The sequence below is a fragment of the Thalassococcus sp. genome (assembly GCF_982780845.1).
In genome coordinates this window covers 246,951-266,233 of record NZ_CEYADA010000003.1, presented here as the reverse complement: position 1 = coordinate 266,233, position 19,283 = coordinate 246,951, and the positions used below count along the sequence as shown (strand labels likewise).

Sequence of the window (19,283 nt, the reverse complement as noted above, 5' to 3'; positions counted from 1 at the left end):
GCTGGATCAGCCGCCCGTGTGGCTCATATGGCGGGACACGCGGCCATCGACGGTTTGACGGGAATAGTCAAAGTCGTGGCCCTTGGGCTTCAGCTTAATCGCTGCGCGAATGGCTTCTTCCAACGGCGTGTTGTCGTTCGGGTGATTGCGCAGTGCCGCACGCAGATCGGCGTTGTCCTCTTGCCCAAGGCACATGAACAGCTCGCCGGTGCAGGTCAGACGCACGCGGTTGCAACTTTCGCAGAAGTTGTGTGTCAGCGGCGTGATAAAGCCGATCTTCTGACCGGTTTCTTCCAGCCGCACATAGCGGGCCGGGCCGCCCGTGCGTTCGGCAAGATCGGTCAGCGTATAGTTTTCGCCCAGACGCGCACGTAGATCGTCCAGTTTCCAGTATTGGCCCAGACGGTCTTCGTTGCCGATGTCACCCATTGGCATGACCTCGATCCATGTTAGGTCCATGTCGCGGCTGGCACACCATTCGGTCAGGGTGAACAGCTCGTCTTCGTTGAAGCCCTTCAGCGCAACGGTGTTGATCTTGATCCGCAGCCCTGCCTTTTGCGCGGCATCAATGCCTTTCAGCACCTGATCCAGTTTGCCCCAGCGGGTGATGTCGGCGAATTTCTTGTCGTCCAGCGTATCCAGCGAAACGTTTACGCGGCGGACACCGGCGGAATAAAGATCATCTGCGAATTTCGCCAACTGCGATCCGTTTGTGGTCAGTGTCAGTTCCTTTAGTGCACCTGATTCTAGGTGCCGCGTCATGTTGTGGAAGAACGACATGATGTTGCGACGCACCAAGGGTTCGCCACCCGTGATGCGTAGCTTCTCGACCCCGAGATTGACGAAGGTCGAACACATACGGTCCAGTTCTTCTAGCGTCAGAAGCTCTTTCTTAGGCAGAAACTGCATGTTTTCGGACATGCAGTACACACAGCGGAAGTCACACCTGTCGGTCACAGAGACACGCAGATAGCTGATCGGGCGATGAAATGGATCGACGAGTGGCGTTATCATGCCGATCAACCTAGTAATTCCTGCAAGCTCGGGCAAGTATTGCTGCAAACCTGATCACAGGACAAAGGTCTTATCATGCGTAACACTTTCGTTTGTTTGCTTCTGGCGCTTCCCATTGTTGGATGTGGCACTGGCCCGTTCCAAGTCAAACCGCCACTGGAAAACACCGAAGCGGCTCAGCCTGCTGTCGCGGTCGAACCTTCGGAGGAAACCGTGGAAGAAGTGCGGTCTGCTGTACGCCCGCCGCAAAATGCGCGTACGGTCGAAGAGTTCGACACAACCACCGCCGAAGAACGTGTCGAGGCCGCCGCCCCAGCGACCGGCGGACGTTCTTTGGGTACAACGATCGCATCTCTCGGGGACCCCACCAAGGCAGGCTTCTGGCTGGAAACGCCTTTGGTGGATGCCCCCGCAAAGGGACGTGTTGTGTTTCCGGGCTCCGGTAAGTCCGCTCAGGTCGATCTAATTCCGATTGACGCGCCTGATGGTGCTGGCAGCCGGATTTCGCTCGCGGCAATGCGCCTGATCGAAGCGCCGCTGACCGATTTGCCGACCATCGAGGTCTATATCGAAGGGTAATCAGGGCAGGTGGCGCGCGGCCTCTTTGCGGGCAAAAGGTTTAAGCGCGCCGCCATGTTCCGCCAGCCAATCGTGCACCTGTTCCGGTGCATGGCGTGACAGATCACGCAGCCACCATGCGATAGCCTTCTGAACGAACCATTCCGGATCACCGGCAAGGTCAACGGCCCAGCCAAGAATGCGCTCTCGTGCGGCCAATTCGATCTCGCTCGGGTGGCGGGATTTTCCGAAGGGCAGGGTAAAGACGAACGCCGCGCGGCGCGTCCACATGTGATCGCTTGTCGTCCAGCCCTCGACCTCGTCCAACCGTTCCGGATGGGCGGTCAAGCGCCTTCCGCCTGCCGATGCCACATGATCGGCAATTGCCCAGGAATCGAAATCAGGCACCCAACTGGTGATTAGTCCCCAAACCTGCCTATCATCCTTGATCCGCGCTTGCGTCAGCAGTTTGGCAGCCGTGACCCGAGCTTCGAAAATATCACTCGCCCACAAATCCTCGGCCAACGCCACTCGTGCATCGAGGGGCAATCCGCGCCGCCAAATCGTGGACAAGTCATTCAGAACCGGATTGGGCACGCCAAGGTAGGGGCGATCCACTTTGTGATAAGCGGCCATCTCCTCAGTGCGCCCTTCGACAACGTGTTCACGAAGCGCGTTGATCGCATCTTCTGCGTTCTCAGGAAGGGACACGTTTTCAAGATCGTTCATGGCTTGCAGCGCGCCTTTGATGGCTGACCCAGTTGTGTGCAAGCTCATTGAAGTTCTTGAACAGCCAGAGCTTGTGCAAAGCATATTTAGAAACAAAAAGGGAGGATGAACATCCCCCCTTAACAGCTTGATTGAAATTTGGTTGGGGCACCTAGCAGCCCTTGGCATCCATCGCGTCCTGTATTGCGATAAGTTTTCCCTTTGCTTCGCCGTATTCTTTTTGCTCTTCAGAATTTCCGTCCATCATGAGCAGTGCGGGGGCGAATAGAAACCAAGCAACAAACTCCGCTGTTTTGTCATCACGATAAGATTTCTCAATTGCTGCAGTCATGTCGGCAAGTTCTCGCTCCGCTTCCCGTTCCTCGGTACTTAAAGCCTTGCAAGACATGCGCTCGTATTTGCCCGTTGGTACGAATGCAGCGTTAACTTCATCTGCCGTCTTGGCGTTCGAACACGCCGTTAGAGCAAGTGTGCTTGCACACGAAAGTAATAGAAAAATTCTCATTAATGCGTCCTGGTTTGGTTTGCTTATCGTTGAGCGGCCATAAGTTTCGGGCCAATGCGTTTTATGAATCAGAATTTGGGTTCAGTTAGTTTGATCTTTGGGAAAATTCCTTGCGTGGCTCCAGTTTCTGAATGACTTACACTCGCCTCTAGGTGGCATATTTACCTGTCACTGAACAGAGCGCAACTACTGGAGGCGTCTTGTCGAAGGCCCGCGTTGGGAAACGGGCCCACGAAGAAGTAAAAGCCGACTGCCTGTTGAGTGGTGTGATATAGGATAGCTGATCTTTTTTGTAATTATTCAACCGTCACGGATTTTGCGAGGTTGCGCGGTTGGTCCACATCGGTGCCTTTGGCTACCGCCGCGTGATAGGCGATCAGCTGGGCGGGCAAGGAGTACAGAAGCGGGGCGACCACTTCTTCGACCTCGGGCAGAATGATGGTTTTCCACGTGTCGCTTCCGGCCTTTTGTGCGCCTGCGGCATCGGTCACAAGAACCACCTTGCCACCGCGCGCCATGACCTCTTGCATGTTCGATACGGTTTTATCGAACAGTGAATCCCGTGGGGCAAAGACGATGACTGGGACAGATTTGTCGATCAGCGCGATGGGGCCGTGTTTAAGTTCGCCCGATGCATAAGCTTCGGCGTGTATGTAGCTGATTTCTTTAAGCTTAAGTGCGCCTTCAAGCGCGAGCGGATACATTAGTCCACGACCCAAAAACAGCACGTCACGGGCTTCGGCGATTTGGGCCGATGCTGCTTCAATTACGCTGTCACGGTCCAGCGCGACGTTGAAAATACCGGGCAATGCGCGCATCGTTTCCAGCAGCTTTGCGCGTGCCTTCTGATCAAGCTCGCCCTTGTCTGTTGCCGCTTTGATCGCCAGCAAAAGAAGAACGTTCAGCTGGCATGTGAAGGCCTTGGTCGAGGCAACACCAACTTCAACGCCCGCATGGATCGGCAGCGCCACATCGCTTTCCCGCGCGATCGAGCTTTCGGCAACGTTGACAACAGACAGGATGCGATCCGCTTTGCCCGCGCAGTAGCGCAGTGCCGCAAGGGTGTCTGCGGTTTCGCCGGACTGGCTGACGAAGATCGCTGTGGTGCCTTTGGCGATGGGCGGCTCGCGGTAGCGGAACTCGGATGCGATATCGACCTCAACCGGAATGCGGGCCAGTTTTTCAAGCCAGTACTTGGCGGTCAGGCAGGCGTAGAACGCCGTGCCGCACGCGACCAGAGTGATACCTGTTGTGTCTGTAAAATCCAGATCTGCGATGGGGCCAGTGATCGCATCCTGATCGATATACCGGTTCAGGGCGTCGGCCAGAACAGCGGGCTGTTCGGCGATTTCCTTAGCCATGAAGTGTTTGTAGCCGGATTTGTCGATGCGTGTCGCGTCGACCTGAATGGTACGCAGTTCGCGGTTCACCAACGTGCCAGCTTCGTTGTAAATATCAACGCCTTGGCGGGTCAGGATCGCGCGGTCGCCTTCCTCAAGATAGGTGATGCGATTGGTCATCGGGGCCAGCGCGATGGCGTCGGAGCCCACAAACATTTCGCCGTCGCCGTGCCCGATGGCCAGCGGGCTGCCTTTGCGTGCCGCAACCATCAGATCGTCTTCGCCTTCGAACAGGAAAGCGAGGGCAAAGGCACCTTCCAGACGCGACAGCGTTTTTTCGGCCGCCTGAACGTGATTCATGCCTTGTTTGATGTAGTGCTCGGTCAGCAGGGCAACGGTTTCTGTGTCCGTTTCGGTCACAAACTGGCAGCCATGCTGGGCCAGCTCTTCGCGCAGTTCACGGTAGTTTTCGATGATACCGTTGTGAACAACGGCCACAGGGCCTGCGCGGTGGGGGTGTGCGTTCTTGGTCGAAGGCGCGCCATGGGTCGCCCAACGTGTGTGGCCAATGCCGGACTTGCCTGCCAGCGGTTCATGAACCAGCAAATCGGACAGGTTGACCAGTTTGCCGACAGCGCGACGGCGATCCAGAGTTCCGCCGTTCACGGTGGCGATACCAGCACTGTCGTAGCCGCGATATTCAAGTCGGCGAAGCGCTTCTACCAGAATAGGCGCAACTTCATGGTTCCCGAGAACCCCCACAATTCCACACATTATGACTTATCCTTTTGGGATTTAGCCTTCTTGGCCTTTAAAATATCGAACATTTTGGTCGCGCGGCCCTCTTTGTTGTCCTGAGGAGCCCGCGCCAGCGCCATTGCGCCGTCCGGAACGTTTTTGGTGATCACCGAACCGCTACCGGTCAGGGCACCAACGCCGATTTTAACGGGGGCCACCAACATGGTGTTCGACCCGATGAACGCGCCTGCGCCGATTTCGGTTTTATGCTTGAAGAAACCATCGTAGTTGCAGGTGATCGTACCTGCTCCGATGTTCGATCCTGCACCAACATGGGCGTCACCGATGTAGGACAGGTGATTTACCTTCGCGCCTTCATCGATCTGGGCGTTCTTGACCTCGACGAAGTTGCCGATGCGCACATCCTCGGCCAGTTCCGCGCCGGGGCGCAGGCGGGCATAGGGGCCGACCACGGACCCGCGGGATACATGGCACCCTTCCAGATGCGAAAATGCGCGGATTTGTGCATTGCTTTCGATGGTCACGCCGGGACCGCAGACAACATTCGGCTCGATCTCGGCATCGCGGCCAATCACCGTGTCGAACGACAGATAGACCGTGTCAGGGGCCTGCATGTAAACGCCATCCTCGATCAGATCGGCGCGGGCTTTGGTTTGGAAAATCTTTTCAGCGACAGCCAGTTCAGCGCGCGAGTTGATGCCCAGCGTTTCGGCCTCATCGCAGGTTACGGCGGTGGCCGACATGCCTTTGTCGCGGGCGATTCCGACGATATCAGGCAGATAGTATTCGCCGGACGCGTTGTCGTTGTTCACCTGATCAAGCAGGTCAAACAGCATCGGAGCGGACGCGCAGAGAACGCCGGAATTGCACAGGGTAATCGCGCGTTCTTCGTCGCTGGCGTCTTTGAATTCGACGATCCGAAGAAGCGTATCTCCTTCGGTGACAAGACGACCGTATTTGGCCGGATCAGCTGCGTTAAAGCCCAGCACAACCACGTCATGCTTGGCGCGCGCTTCGGCCATGCGTTCCAATGTGTCCTGACTGATGAAGGGGGTATCGCCGAACATAACGATCGCATCGCCTTCGAAGCCGGCCAGCGCGTCGCGCGCCTGCATGGCCGCGTGGCCGGTGCCAAGCTGCTCTTCCTGCAGGACGATAGTCGCCTCGGGATCATAATCTTGCGCGGCCTTGGTCACCAGATCGGCGCCATGGCCAGCCACCACCACCACTTTTTCCGGCTCGAGGCTGTTGCCCGCCTTCATGACATGGGCCAGCATCGGCGCGCCTGCGATCTTGTGCAGTACCTTGGGAAGGTCCGATTCCATGCGTGTGCCTTTGCCGGCCGCAAGGATGATCAGAGCAATATTCATCAGATAAACTCTTTGTCTTTAGGTCGCGGTCGTTTTAACCGTTTCAGCCATGGGGACAAGTCGTGTCAGCTCACGGAAAGTGACAGGCTGTGACATATGGAGAATGCGGAATGCGAACGGTGATTTTCGATCTGGACGGCACTTTGGCCGACACAAGTGCAGACCTGATTGCAGCTGCCAATCACTGTTTCATCGAAATGGGCGTTGGTCCGCAACTGGACGCGGTGGGCGATGCTGAAACCGCGTTCCACGGAGCACGCGCAATGCTGCGTTTGGGTCTTTCGCGTATGGGCGATGTGGACGAGGCCGTGATTGACAGGTGGTACCCCGTGCTTCTGGACGCGTATGACGACAATATCTCGGTTCACACATCGCTTTATCCGGGGGCGATCGAAGCGGTGGAATCGTTGAAATCTGACGGGTTTGCGGTGGGTATCTGCACGAATAAACCGTCAGGCTTGGCTGAGAAGTTGCTGAACGACCTGAAAATACGCGATATTTTCGGATCGATGATCGGAGCTGACACCCTGCCGGTGCGCAAACCCGACCCGCGTCCGTTCTTTGCGGCGGTTGACGGCGTGGGCGGCAATCGCGCGCAATCTTTGTTGGTCGGCGACACCAACACCGACCGTGAGACATCCCGCAACGCAGGGGTGCCCTCGGTGCTTGTTGCGTTCGGTCCGGCAGGCGATACGGTTGCCACGCTTAAGCCCGAAGCAATTATCGAACACTTTGATGAGCTTTTGGGCGTGTCACGCCGCCTTTTGGCTGATTGACGGACGCAGGCGCACGTCGCACCAATGGGTCATGGAAAAGCGTTTTAACGGAAACTTCACTCAACAAGAGCCGATCCCCGAAGAGGGGATAAATGCAGCCCTTGCTGTTTTGCGCTCTGGGCGTCTGCATCGCTACAATACGGTCGATGGCGAAGTCGGGGAAACCGCGCTGCTTGAGCAAGAATTCGCTGAGATGGTGGGGGCGAAGTACTGTCTGGCCGTCGCATCGGGCGGATATGCGATCGCAACGGCCTTGCGCGCAGTCGGCGTTCTAAGTGGTGATACGGTTCTGTCCAATGCTTTTACCCTTGCGCCTGTGCCAGGCGCGATTTTCAGTGTCGGGGCCGTGCCGATTTATGTGGGCGTGACGCAGGATCTGACCATTGATCTGGACGATCTGAAATCCAAGCTGCCACAGGCTCGCTTTCTGTTGCTCAGCCACATGCGCGGGCACATCTGCGATATGGACAGGTTGATGGACATGTGCCGAGAGGCCTCTGTCACCGTGATCGAGGATTGCGCCCATACGATGGGTGCGTCGTTCCGCGGCGTGCCGTCAGGACGTCACGGGGCCGTCGCTTGTTATTCGACGCAAACGTATAAGCACGCCAATTCAGGCGAGGGCGGGCTGCTGGTAAGCGATGATCCCGAAATCGCGGCGCGCGCAGTTCTGATGTCCGGCTCTTACATGATGCATGGGCGCCATATCGCGGCACCACTGCCCGAGGTGTTCGAGCGACTGAAGTATGTGACGCCCAACATCTCGGGTCGGATGGATAATCTGCGCGCTGCGATACTTCGCCCTCAGCTGCGTGATTTGCCTGAGCGGGTCGAGCGCTGGAATGTGCTTTATCGTGTGATGGAACACGCTTTGGCCAACGCACCACAGGTTGTGGTGCCTAAACGCCCGCAGGATGAAGCCTATGTCGGGTCGTCTTTTCAGTTTCTGCTTTCTGACTTTTCCTCGGATGCAATCTCAGGTTTTATAAAACGTTGTGAAAATCGCGGCGTTGAGTTAAAGTGGTTTGGAGAGCCGGAGCCAAAAGGTTTCACGTCGCGATACGACTCGTGGCAGTTTACATCCATCGAACGGATGCCTGAAACAGACGATGTTTTAAGGGGGCTCATCGATATGAGGCTTCCGCTCACGTTCTCTAAACGTGATTGTGAACTGATTGCGGAAATCATCTGCCAGGAATTGAATGCTGGGTAAAAAAACGCCTTTAGTTTCGCCGTTTTCAAATATTTAAAAGCGGGGAAACTCTGCAAAAGAAACGAAAGTGCCCCAAAAGGGTGCCATGTTGCCTGAGTTAAAATGGCGACCATTATGCTTTAAATAAATTTCACCTCTTGAAATTATTTAAAGTCATTATAACTATCTTACTAAACTCTTAATTTTGAAGCTCTGGCGTTTTTTTAACCTAATTTCCCTGCAGTCACTGGGTCGCTCGGGCGCTGGGCGAAACATAAATCTTCCCGTACTTGGCTGTTTACTGACCGACACGTATCAGTGCCGAGGAGTGAAGACATGGCCAAGATGCAAACATTTCCTGACGATGCAGTCGTCAAAAGTGCGCAAATCTCACGCGAGCAGATCCTGGAATTTGTCGTCGGAGGATTGTTCCAGGGTCTTGAAGAGATCGTCGGTTCGGTCGAGGCGAACGGGTATTTTACACTGGTGGGGAAATCCATCGGTGATAGGTTGTATAACATTTATCTAGACTCACTTGGAGTTGAAATGTTATCCAAAAAGCAATTGTTTTCAGTACTTCATTTGCTCAGCTCTCGTATGGAGAATGAATTGGCGGTCGCAAAGGACGGGTCCTTTTTTGAATTCAGCCGAACGTTTAAACCCATTGGTGGTGTCCAGATCGACAATCGGTATCTGGGCATGGTCGCATGCGGTTTGGTTGGTCATATGACTGCTCAGAGTGTGGGGCAGGCACGTGTGCTGTTGTGCACTGCTGATGATGAGGACACTGGCAAGGTCAGGATGCAGGTGTATCTGGATGATCTTGAAGGCGAGGGCCAGATTTTCTACAGGGATGACCCCGATGGATGATCTGCTTGCGGCCCTGATTTCGCTTTTGTCCAAGGATCCAAACCCAGTCTTTTTGATTGGCCCTGATGCGGAAGTGATTTTTAAGAACCCGGCTGCATCAGACTTGGAATTTGATTTTGAAGATTGGTTGAATGGCGAAGCGGCGCATAAGCCGCTGTCTGTCGCGCGGAGCGTTTCTGAGCCTATCCCCGTTGCCGTTCATATCGGCGATCAAAACCTTTCCACGCTAATGCACAGGATTTCACTATTTAACGGTCAGGTGGGCGTGCTCATTCGGTTCCGGCAGGATGCATCGGATTTACGTTTCCGCGCCCTGACCGAAAGTACCGAGAAATTGCAGCGCGAAATGGAAAAGCGCCGCGGAATTCAGGCGCGTCTTTCCCATGTCTTCAATAACGCCGGTGACGGTGTGCTTCTAGTGACGCCACAAGCTATCGTTGAAGAGGCAAATCCCGCATTCATCGCACTTGTCGACGCGAAAAGCGAAGAGATCGTCGGATGCCACATTCAGAAGTTGTTTGATTTTAACTCGGCGGTACCGGATTTCATTCGGCCAGACGGCAATCTACGCGTGTTCGGCAGAAAGTCTAAAAGTTTTGAGGCAGCCATAAACTCGGCTGATGGGCTGGTGCCGGTCGAGGTTGTCTATTGCCCGCCGACGGGTGACGTGGGTCTGTATGTTCTAACCGTTCGCGACCTGACACTGGGTAAACGCTATGCCGACGCGTTAGAGCGTTCCAAGCGCTTGCAAGAGGCCAGTGACCGGGCCAGTGCGGGCGAAAAGGAAAAGATCCGCTTTCTTGGGACGATGTCGCACGAACTGCGCACCCCGATGAACGGAATTTGCGCGGCGATTGAAATGCTGGCTGCCGATAAGACGTTGAGCGGTCCGCAGCAGCGCCTTGTCAAACTGGCGGCAAAGTCTTCGGACGTTGCGCTTCGTCAGATTAACAGCGTTTTGCATTTCCTTAAAGCCGAGGGATCCGCGCCTGCTGTCGCGGTGCGGGAATTCACTGTCGAGGCGTTGTTGGATGATGTCGTCGAACAGTTCGAGGTTTTGGCGAAGAAAAAAGGCATTGCTTTGATCTCGACCGTGAAGGGACCAAGCAATCTGCCGCTGACAGGAAACTACGAATTCTTGTTCACGATCCTGCAAAACCTGATTTCGAACGCGATCAAATTCACAGACTACGGGGCTGTTTCGGTTACAGCTGATCTGATGCCTGTGCCCGAGAGCAATATCTATAACCTCTGTCTGCGGGTCTCTGATACAGGCTGTGGCATCAGTGAAGAGCGCTTGCAAAAAATCTTTCAGCCTTTCGAAAGCTCGGCCACTATCCGAGAGGTGCACAGCGGTGTCGGACTTGGCCTTTCGATTGTGGAAAGCCTTGTCGAAAAGCTGGACGGCTTCATGACGGTTCAATCCACGGAAGGGTTGGAAACGACCTTCGAAGTCGCGTTCAAAGTTCCGACGGCGCAGTCCGCGCCGAAACCACGTGCCGAAGCGCCTAAGGAACCCAAGCGGAATTCACAGCTTGCTGGTCTTGATCTAACGGGCAAAAGCGTTGTGTTCGCGGACGACAACCCGATCAATTGCGACATCATGCGCGAGATTCTGACAAGCTTCGGCGCCGATGTGATCGAAGCGCGGGACGGGGAAAGCGCAATGTATCTTTTGCGGGATTTCACCCCAGATCACGTGCTTCTTGATATCCATATGCCCAATATGAACGGGTATCAGGCGGCGCAGCGTATTCGGAAGCTGCCGCATCTGAAGGGCGTCAATATTGTTGGTGTGACGGCCTATGTGGATGACGAAATCATTGAAACCTGTCGCAAGTGCGGGATGAACGCGGTCGTGCAAAAGCCGGTCAAACTGGCTGAACTTGCCGATGCGCTGAACGCCAGAACACCAAATGCGCCGGTCAAGATCCCGAATTTCGAGAAATACGTCGATCTTTGCCTTAAGGATATTTCCGAGGCGATCATCGCAGCCAAAAGCGCGTTGGAGAAAAAGGACTTCGGCACCATCGTTGATGTCATCCATCCCGTGCAAGGTGCGGCATCCATGCTCTCTATGGGCAGCCTTGCCGGAGCACTGCGCGATCTTGAGGCGCTTGCCCGGGTGCAAAGCGATCACATCGGCCTTGCGATCGAGGACGTTCAGCTTGAACTTGAAAAGCTCAAACAGGAAAAGCCGACCGAGGGCATGATCAAGTCCTGATGAAGGAACGGATCAGTTGCTGGAATACAAAGGAACGGTGGAAATCGAAACCTTGGCCGACCCGTCCGTGAATTCGGCAGCATGGGCGACGTAAATCAGCGTTTGGTTTGCCTCATCCCAAATACGTTTCACCCTAAGCGATTTCAGAATGATCGAGCGGGACTGCCGGAACACGTCTTCGCCGTCTTTATCCTTATCAATGTCACCGATTGTTATTGGCCCTGTCTGACGGCAGGCGATCGAGGCGTTTGAAGGGTCCTCGAACCAGTTGCCTTTGGAAAGGCGGTCAAACAAGCCGCGTTCGAAATAGGCGATGTGACAGGTGACGCCTTCGACCTCGGGATCCGAAATCGCTTCGACGATAATGTCGTTCCCGACCCAGTCCACACCGATTTCACCGATCTGTTCCGCCTGCGCGGCCGTAGATAGGCAGGCAACTGCGGCAGCGGTGCAAAGGGATTTCAGGCGGTTCATCGTGCGCTCCTTCAAAACGGGTCATCTTTAGATGGTGGGGCAGGCGGTGTTTCACAAGTCTAATGTGCGCCGCAGTTCTTGACCCGCAGAGTTTGCGGACCTAGCGTTCTGAAACGATGTCGTAAGGATTTCAGAATTCAATGCCCTATCGGCCTTCTAAGACTAAGAGGTTCTGATGCCAAAATGGCTGTGGTTTTTGCCTGTATCCTGCCTGACCCTGACCTTCGGTTACTTCGGATTGAAGCAAGGGCAGCAGATGACTTCGCTTTCTGAGACCGAAATCATCAATGCCGTCGCGGGGGCCTATGTCGAAAAGACAGGCGGCGCGATGACAGATTGCTTTGCCTATCCGTCCGAGAAGGATCGCGAATGGCTTGTGGTGTCCTGCGGGACAAATTGGCTGACAGGAATTGACCGGTTTGGGCGGACGCTGTGGATCGATCACACGCCTGTGCCGGATGCATAACGCATTGGACCGACCTTTATGATGTTGCGACGAAAACCCTATGACCAGCTTTACAAATCATTCCGGTGGGATTTGCCCGAACATCTGAACCTTGCGCATCAGGTCTGTGATGGTTGGGCCGCAACGGACCCCGACAGGATTGCCATTTTGGATCTGAACGGGGCCGAACCGCGGGCCTTCACTTATGGTCAGTTGTGGGAATATTCGCGGCGCGTAGAAACAGCTTTGATTGAAAAGGGTGTACGGCCAACGGACCGCGTCGGCGTCTTCCTAAGTCAGCGCCCGTTGTTGGCGGCCGCGCACATCGCGTGCTGGCGTCTCGGGGCGATTTCTGTACCGCTCTTTACCTTGTTCCAGCACGATGCACTGGCCAGCCGGATTGATGACTCGGGCATGGGCGTGGTGGTCACGGATCGCACCAACGAACCGCGCCTGAAGGGATTTGGTCTTGGCGTCATCACGCCCGACACTTTACCTGCGCGACCGCAGGCCACGATCGCCTTGGCCGACACGACGCCGGATGACCCTGCCGTTCTGATCTATACGTCTGGCACCACAGGCAAGCCCAAGGGCGCGCTTCACGGTCATCGCATTCTGACAGGCCATCTGCCCGGAGTTGAGATGAGCCATGATTTTCTTGGGGAACGTGGTGACAGGCTCTGGACCCCTGCGGATTGGGCATGGATCGGGGGGCTGTTCGATGTGCTGATGCCGGGGTTGGCGTTGGGTGTGCCTGTCGTGGCGGCGCGCTTGCCCAAATTCACGCCAGAGGATGCGGTGCGCATCTGCAAGCAGGGCAATGTGAAGAACGTCTTTTTCCCGCCCACCGTGTTGCGCATGTTGAAAGCGTCGAACACGCGGATACCGGGGTTGCGGACTGTGGCGTCGGGAGGCGAGCCGCTGGGTGCTGAAATGCTCGAATGGGCCAAGGATGCGCTGGGCGTGACTATCAACGAATTCTACGGCCAGACCGAATGCAACATGATCGCCTCTTCATGTGGCGCGGCGTTCCCGCCCCAGCCGGGCACAATCGGCCGTGCCGTTCCGGGGCACCGTTTGGCGGTTCTGGACGAAAATGGCGAACCGACTGAGGGCGAGGGCGATATCGCGGTCAAACGTGGATCCGCGTCGATGATGTTGGAATATTGGCGCAAGCCCAGAGAAACGGCAGAGAAATTCAAAGGCAAATGGATGCTGACGGGGGATCGCGGCATCTGGGAAGGGGACCATCTGCGCTTTGTCGGTCGTGAAGACGACGTCATCACCTCTGCGGGCTACCGGATTGGGCCGGCAGAAATTGAGGATTGCCTGATGACCCATCCAGCCGTTGCGACGGTTGGCGTGGTGGGCAAACCGGATGAGATGCGGACCGAGATCGTAAAGGCCTATGTTGTGCTGAAGCCTGATTATGCGGCGTCAGACGATCTGGCGGTGGAGCTGCAGGAATATGTGAAATCCCGTTTGGCCAGCTATTCCTATCCTCGCGAAATCGGTTTCCTTGATGCACTTCCCATGACGGTGACAGGCAAGGTTATCCGCAAAGACCTGAAGGCCATGGCGCGGGATGAGGCGGCATGATCCGGCTGCACCATGTCCCGCAGTCCCGATCCATGCGGTCGCTCTGGTTGCTGTATGAATTGGGCGTCGAATTCGAATGCATTACACATCCGTTTGATAAGTCGTTGCGCAGCGCGGACTATCTGGCGCTGTCACCGGCTGGGCGGGTGCCTGCCATGGAAATAGACGGGCAGGTTCTGTTTGAAACCGCGGCCATCACCGAATTTCTGAGCGAAACCTTTCCGGACACAGGCCTAGGGCGTGCACCGGGGACGGCGGAAAGGGCGGATTGGCTGGTTTGGGTGCATTTTGCCGAAACTATCAGCCAGCATGCCGCTGCTCTGACCCAGCAGCATTTGATGCTGTACGATGATGCGATGCGCAGCCCGATTGTGATGAAGCTGGAGGCCGCGCGGATCGGAAAATGCTATTCCGCCGTGGAAGAGCGTTTGCAGGGCCGCGATTATCTTCTGGACGGCGGGTTTTCGGCGGCGGACGTCAGCGTGGGGCAGGCGGTTTACATGTCGCGCCATTTCGCCAAGACGGACGACTTCCCCGCAGTCGAGGCCTGGCTGGATCGCATAACGTCGCGCGATGCATTCCGGAAAAGCCTGCCCGCCGCATCCGATACAGTTTTGTATGAAAAAGCGTTCTATCCACCGTGGGGACTGTGATCACAAACCGCTGGATTCGGGATTTCCGGCTTCAGACCTTAGTTGTACGCGGGCATAACAGCGCAGTTTCTTTGGTCGTGAGTGCCTGAATTCTCAGCGAATTTCGCCAAAAGTCGCTTGTTATATCATTTGCTTCTTGCCTAAGTTTTTGTTTTTTAGTGGAATTTTTTAATAGAATGGGGCGATATGCCGCCGTTGTATAACTTGTGAATTCTAGCCTCGCGTCGGTTGACCACAATCCGGCACGGGGATAGATGATTGGCAAGTCAACATCGCCACTTGATGCCGCAGGCCGTGCCATCCGCTGGTACCTGCTGGGAAAGGAGCCATCCCCGTGGAAGAGATGCTGAGGGAATACCTCCCCATTCTCGTTTTTCTGGCCATTGCTATTGGTCTAGGACTTGTTCTCATTCTTGCTGCTGTTGTCCTTGCGGTCCGCAATCCGGATCCGGAAAAGGTGTCGGCCTACGAATGTGGTTTCAACGCCTTCGACGACGCGCGTATGAAATTCGACGTCCGCTTCTACCTTGTGTCGATCCTGTTCATCATCTTCGACCTTGAAATCGCGTTCCTGTTCCCATGGGCCGTCGGTTTCAAAGACATCTCGATGGTGGGCTTCTGGTCGATGATGGTGTTCCTTGCCGTGCTTACAGCTGGCTTTGCATATGAATGGAAGAAGGGAGCACTCGAATGGGAGTGATGACCGGAGCCAACACCGCAGGCGCGGATCGTGAAGTGGCTGTTCAGAACCTGAACAAGGAACTGGCCGACAAAGGTTTCCTGCTGACGTCGACCGAAGACATCATCAACTGGGCGCGGACAGGTTCGCTGCACTGGATGACATTCGGTCTGGCGTGTTGTGCGGTTGAAATGATGCACACATCCATGCCGCGCTATGACCTTGAGCGTTTCGGCACAGCGCCGCGCGCATCCCCGCGTCAGTCCGACCTGATGATCGTTGCCGGTACGCTGACCAACAAAATGGCCCCCGCTCTGCGTAAGGTTTACGACCAGATGCCAGAGCCGCGCTACGTGATCTCGATGGGGTCCTGTGCGAACGGCGGTGGTTATTATCACTACAGCTATTCCGTTGTGCGCGGCTGTGACCGCATCGTTCCGGTTGACGTCTATGTGCCCGGCTGCCCCCCGACGGCAGAGGCGCTGTTGTACGGCATCATGGCGTTGCAGCGTAAAATCCGCCGCACCGGCACCCTGACGCGCTGAGGAGAGTAAGATGACCGAAGCACTTAAGGAACTGGGTGGCTATATCGAGGCCAAGCGCCCCGATTGCGTCATCGGCTGGGACGTCACATTTGGCGAACTGAACGTCGACGTGGCCCCGTCCAACATCGCTGGTCTGGTCGAGTTTCTGAAAAACGACCCGACCTGCAAATTCAATTCGCTGGTCGACATCACAGCAGTGGACTACCCCGCGCGAGGCAAGCGTTTCGACGTGGTTTACCACTTCCTGTCGATGTACCAGAACCACCGCATCCGTCTGCGTGTCAGCATCCGTGAAGAGGACATGGTTCCTTCGATCGTTGATGTGCACCCCTCGGCCAACTGGTTCGAGCGCGAAGTTTTCGACATGTTCGGTATCCTGTTCACAGGTCACCCCGATCTGCGTCGTATCCTGACCGACTACGGTTTCCGTGGCTACCCGCTGCGCAAGGATTTCCCGACAACGGGCTATACCGAGGTCCGCTACGACGAAGAACAGAAACGCGTGGTCTATGAACCCGTGTCGCTTGTTCAGGAATATCGCCAGTTCGACTTTATGTCGCCGTGGGAAGGTGCCGAATACGTGCTGCCCGGTGACGAAAAACAGGAGGCATCGAAATGATGGACGGCTCCAAGTTTGATGACGGCAGCGTAGACGCGCTGTCTGGCGAACAGAAAATCCGTAACTTCAACATCAACTTCGGCCCGCAGCACCCTGCTGCGCACGGCGTGTTGCGTCTGGTTCTGGAACTGGACGGCGAGATTGTTGAACGTTGCGACCCGCACATCGGCCTGCTGCACCGTGGCACCGAAAAGCTGATGGAAAGCCGCACCTACCTGCAGAACCTGCCGTACTTCGACCGCCTCGACTACGTGGCGCCGATGAACCAGGAACACGCATGGTGTCTGGCAATCGAAAAGCTGACTGGCGTTGAAGTGCCGCGTCGTGCGTCGCTGATCCGTGTTCTGTATTCGGAAATCGGCCGTATCCTGAACCACCTGCTGAACATCACCACTCAGGCGATGGACGTAGGTGCGCTGACCCCGCCGCTGTGGGGCTTTGAAGAGCGTGAAAAGCTGATGGTTTTCTACGAGCGCGCCTGTGGTGCCCGTTTGCACGCGGCATACTTCCGCCCCGGTGGTGTCCATCAGGACCTGCCCGAAGATCTGCTGGACGATATCGACCAGTGGGCTGTGGAATTCCCGCGCGTAATTGCTGACATCGACGGCCTGCTGACAGAAAACCGCATCTTCAAACAGCGTAACGCCGACATCGGTGTTGTGACGGAAGAAGACATTCAGAACTGGGGCTTCTCGGGCGTTATGGTCCGTGGTTCCGGTCTGGCATGGGACCTGCGTCGTGCGCAGCCCTACGAATGCTATGACGAATTCGACTTCCAAATCCCCGTTGGCAAAAACGGCGATTGCTATGACCGCTATCTGGTCCGCATGGAAGAAATGCGTCAGTCGCTCAGCATCATCCGTCAGGCGATTGCCAAGCTGAAGATGCCCGAGAACCAAGGCGATGTTCTTGCCCGTGGCAAGCTGACACCGCCGAAGCGGTCGGACATGAAGACCTCGATGGAGGCTTTGATCCACCACTTCAAACTGTACACCGAAGGTTTCCACGTGCCCGAAGGCGAAGTTTACGCCGCAGTCGAAGCACCGAAGGGCGAATTCGGTGTCTACCTGAAGGCCGATGGTTCCAACAAACCCTACCGCGCCAAGCTGCGCGCGCCGGGGTTCCTGCATCTGCAGGCAATGGACTACATTGCCACCGGTCACCAACTTGCTGACGTCGCCGCGATTATCGGCACCATGGACGTCGTGTTTGGAGAAATCGACAGATGACAATGACTTTCGTTCAGACGTTCGCAGTGGGCGGCTTTAACGCGTCCCTGAAAAAAGTAGCTGGTGTGATTGCACCGCTTGCTTTGCTCGGGGCTTGTGCGATGCCCCCCGAAGGAACCAGCACCAATGATGTGGCGAACTATATCGCTGCGGTGGAATCCTTGGGCTGTGACGTTGGTAACGAAGGTGATCTTCAGGCGCTCGAGATCCAGACAGGTCTGTCTCCGATGAAACTGGGTGAGATGGCCGAGTACATGATCGACTCTCGTCAGGGCGTACTGCTCTCGAACGGCGGCTTCCGTCTGAAAGTGGGTGCCTGCGCGCCCGAGGACGAAGCTGCGACAACAACCGAAGCGGCTGCTGCGAGCTAAGGCTTAGCAGCGGCGCTGAACCGACATAACCCGGGCAGGGGGCTTCTATTCCCTGCCATCCGCGTGCCGACGCAATAGGACATAACAATGCTGAGACGTCTTCACCCTGAACAACCGGCAAGCTTTGCCTTCACTCCGGCCAACCAAGCTTGGGCAGAAGCGCAGATCACCAAATACCCTGCGGGTCGTCAGGCATCTGCGATCATTCCACTGCTGTGGCGTGCTCAGGAACAAGAAGGCTGGCTTACTCGTGCCGCAATCGAACATGTGGCAGCGATGTTGGACATGGCCTACATGCGTGCGCTCGAGGTTGCGACGTTCTACTTCATGTTCCAACTGCAGCCGGTTGGCAGCGTGGCGCACTTCCAGATTTGCGGCACAACGTCCTGCATGATCTGTGGCGCGGAAGATCTGGTTGCTGTCTGTAAGGAAAAGATCGCCGCCAAGCCGCACCAGCTGTCCGAAGATGGCAAGTTCTCGTGGGAAGAGGTTGAATGCCTTGGTGCCTGTGCGAACGCTCCGATGGCGCAGATCGGCAAAGATTACTACGAAGACCTGACGGCCGAGCGTCTGGCCGAGATGATTGACGAAATGGCAGCAGGCAAGGTTCCGACGCCGGGCCCGCAGAATGGCCGTTTCACATCCGAGCCCAAGGCTGGTCTGACGTCGCTGACAGGCGACAACGCAGGTTATAAATACAACGCCTCGGCAACGCTGGCGACAGACATCGGTGACTCGATCAAGCGTATCGACGGCACCGAAGTACCCCTGTCCGCGCCGTGGAACGATCAGCGCGGCGGCGCATCCGGCCCCGTTGTGAAGTCTGATTCTGCTGCTGGCAAAAAGCCCGCTGTGTCCAAAGGTAAGCCCGCTGACGACACTGGTGTCGACAAGCGCGAGGCGAATGCCAAATCCAAGGCGAAACCCAAAACAACGACTGAAAAGGCGGCAAAACCTGCTGCGAAGGCCAAAACTGTGGCCGAAACAGCACCAAAAGCCGCAGAGGCCGTATCCGACGAAGGTACAAAGCCACAAACGCTGACGGCTGCGCGCGACGGCAAGGCCGACGATCTGAAACAGATCAAAGGCGTTGGTCCGAAGCTTGAAAGCCTATTGAATTCAATGGGTTTCTATCACTTCGATCAGGTTGCGGCATGGACTGGCGAAGAAATTCGCTGGGTTGACCAAAATCTTGAAGGTTTCAAAGGCCGCGTGACCCGTGACGAATGGGTCGAGCAAGCCAAGCTGTTGGCGTCCGGAGGCGAGACGGAGTTCTCTTCCCGTGTTAAAAAGGGCAACGTGTACGACACGTAACTTTAAGAATACGGACAG

20 protein-coding genes are annotated in these 19,283 nt (G+C 55.9%); 14 read left to right on the top strand and 6 right to left on the bottom strand.

The genetic code is table 11. The features are described 5' to 3' along the window. Window positions 1–6: 6 nt before the first annotated feature. Window positions 7–1,014, bottom strand: coding sequence for a GTP 3',8-cyclase MoaA (gene moaA / locus AC4FIA_RS05390; RefSeq protein WP_490364991.1), 1,008 nt, complete (start codon window positions 1,012–1,014; stop codon window positions 7–9). Between the two features lie 75 nt (window positions 1,015–1,089). On the opposite strand from moaA, the gene AC4FIA_RS05385 reads away from it, so the two are divergent. Next, a complete protein-coding gene (locus AC4FIA_RS05385) occupies window positions 1,090–1,593 on the top strand; it encodes a hypothetical protein (protein WP_490364990.1) in 504 nt (167 codons plus the stop codon). Here the strand turns inward: AC4FIA_RS05385 and AC4FIA_RS05380 are convergent, their stop codons facing one another. From AC4FIA_RS05380 to glmU, 4 genes are all read right to left on the bottom strand, one after another. Next, entirely contained in the window at window positions 1,594–2,301 is a 708-nt protein-coding gene (locus AC4FIA_RS05380) for a DNA alkylation repair protein (RefSeq protein ID WP_490365009.1), read from the bottom strand. Window positions 2,302–2,452: 151 nt separating this feature from the next. Further along, window positions 2,453–2,806 carry a hypothetical protein gene (locus tag AC4FIA_RS05375; protein WP_490364989.1) on the bottom strand — a complete coding sequence of 118 codons (354 nt, stop codon included), beginning with the start codon at window positions 2,804–2,806 and terminating at the stop codon, window positions 2,453–2,455. A gap of 296 nt (window positions 2,807–3,102) precedes the next feature. Next, window positions 3,103–4,920 (bottom strand): glutamine--fructose-6-phosphate transaminase (isomerizing), encoded by a 1,818-nt coding sequence (glmS, locus tag AC4FIA_RS05370; RefSeq protein WP_490364988.1) that lies wholly within the window; start codon window positions 4,918–4,920, stop codon window positions 3,103–3,105. Further along, entirely contained in the window at window positions 4,920–6,275 is a 1,356-nt protein-coding gene (gene glmU / locus AC4FIA_RS05365; RefSeq protein WP_490364987.1) for a bifunctional UDP-N-acetylglucosamine diphosphorylase/glucosamine-1-phosphate N-acetyltransferase GlmU, read from the bottom strand. The genes glmS and glmU overlap by 1 nt, the downstream gene beginning before the upstream one ends. A gap of 110 nt (window positions 6,276–6,385) precedes the next feature. Between glmU and AC4FIA_RS05360 the strand changes: the two genes are divergently transcribed. From AC4FIA_RS05360 to AC4FIA_RS05345, 4 genes are all read left to right on the top strand, one after another. Next, entirely contained in the window at window positions 6,386–7,051 is a 666-nt protein-coding gene (locus tag AC4FIA_RS05360; protein WP_490364986.1) for an HAD-IA family hydrolase, read from the top strand. Between the two features lie 31 nt (window positions 7,052–7,082). After that, window positions 7,083–8,264 carry a DegT/DnrJ/EryC1/StrS family aminotransferase gene (locus tag AC4FIA_RS05355; protein WP_490364985.1) on the top strand — a complete coding sequence of 394 codons (1,182 nt, stop codon included), beginning with the start codon at window positions 7,083–7,085 and terminating at the stop codon, window positions 8,262–8,264. 315 nt (window positions 8,265–8,579) lie between these two features. Then, a complete protein-coding gene (locus AC4FIA_RS05350) occupies window positions 8,580–9,113 on the top strand; it encodes a hypothetical protein (protein WP_490364984.1) in 534 nt (177 codons plus the stop codon). After that, the gene (locus AC4FIA_RS05345; RefSeq protein WP_490364983.1) at window positions 9,106–11,337 is read left to right on the top strand and encodes a response regulator; all 2,232 of its coding nucleotides are present in this window, start codon (window positions 9,106–9,108) and stop codon (window positions 11,335–11,337) included. The genes AC4FIA_RS05350 and AC4FIA_RS05345 overlap by 8 nt, the downstream gene beginning before the upstream one ends. Window positions 11,338–11,349: 12 nt before the next feature. Here the strand turns inward: AC4FIA_RS05345 and AC4FIA_RS05340 are convergent, their stop codons facing one another. Beyond that, on the bottom strand, window positions 11,350–11,811 hold the full coding sequence (locus tag AC4FIA_RS05340) for a CreA family protein (protein WP_490364982.1): 462 nt from the start codon (window positions 11,809–11,811) through the stop codon (window positions 11,350–11,352). A gap of 175 nt (window positions 11,812–11,986) precedes the next feature. On the opposite strand from AC4FIA_RS05340, the gene AC4FIA_RS05335 reads away from it, so the two are divergent. The 9 genes from AC4FIA_RS05335 (at window position 11,987) to AC4FIA_RS05295 (ending at window position 19,265) form a co-directional block, all read left to right on the top strand. Next, window positions 11,987–12,277: a hypothetical protein gene (locus tag AC4FIA_RS05335; protein ID WP_490364981.1), complete on the top strand. Its 291-nt coding sequence runs from the start codon at window positions 11,987–11,989 to the stop codon at window positions 12,275–12,277. A gap of 21 nt (window positions 12,278–12,298) precedes the next feature. Next, a complete protein-coding gene (locus tag AC4FIA_RS05330; protein ID WP_490365008.1) occupies window positions 12,299–13,855 on the top strand; it encodes an AMP-binding protein in 1,557 nt (518 codons plus the stop codon). Continuing rightward, window positions 13,852–14,508 carry a glutathione S-transferase family protein gene (locus tag AC4FIA_RS05325; protein WP_490364980.1) on the top strand — a complete coding sequence of 219 codons (657 nt, stop codon included), beginning with the start codon at window positions 13,852–13,854 and terminating at the stop codon, window positions 14,506–14,508. Before AC4FIA_RS05330 ends, AC4FIA_RS05325 begins: the two co-directional genes overlap by 4 nt. 334 nt (window positions 14,509–14,842) lie before the next feature. Beyond that, on the top strand, window positions 14,843–15,208 hold the full coding sequence (locus AC4FIA_RS05320) for an NADH-quinone oxidoreductase subunit A (RefSeq protein WP_103908655.1): 366 nt from the start codon (window positions 14,843–14,845) through the stop codon (window positions 15,206–15,208). Then, a complete protein-coding gene (locus tag AC4FIA_RS05315) occupies window positions 15,199–15,732 on the top strand; it encodes a NuoB/complex I 20 kDa subunit family protein (protein WP_200813146.1) in 534 nt (177 codons plus the stop codon). Before AC4FIA_RS05320 ends, AC4FIA_RS05315 begins: the two co-directional genes overlap by 10 nt. 10 nt (window positions 15,733–15,742) lie before the next feature. Beyond that, window positions 15,743–16,351, top strand: a complete 609-nt coding sequence (locus tag AC4FIA_RS05310; protein WP_488049837.1) for an NADH-quinone oxidoreductase subunit C — start codon at window positions 15,743–15,745, stop codon at window positions 16,349–16,351. After that, window positions 16,351–17,580, top strand: coding sequence for an NADH-quinone oxidoreductase subunit D (locus tag AC4FIA_RS05305; protein WP_473030979.1), 1,230 nt, complete (start codon window positions 16,351–16,353; stop codon window positions 17,578–17,580). The genes AC4FIA_RS05310 and AC4FIA_RS05305 overlap by 1 nt, the downstream gene beginning before the upstream one ends. After that, window positions 17,577–17,951 (top strand): hypothetical protein, encoded by a 375-nt coding sequence (locus tag AC4FIA_RS05300; RefSeq protein ID WP_473030969.1) that lies wholly within the window; start codon window positions 17,577–17,579, stop codon window positions 17,949–17,951. Before AC4FIA_RS05305 ends, AC4FIA_RS05300 begins: the two co-directional genes overlap by 4 nt. Window positions 17,952–18,038: 87 nt before the next feature. Further along, complete coding sequence (locus AC4FIA_RS05295; protein WP_490364979.1) at window positions 18,039–19,265, top strand: NADH-quinone oxidoreductase subunit E; 1,227 nt, start codon at window positions 18,039–18,041, stop codon at window positions 19,263–19,265. Window positions 19,266–19,283: the final 18 nt, after the last annotated feature.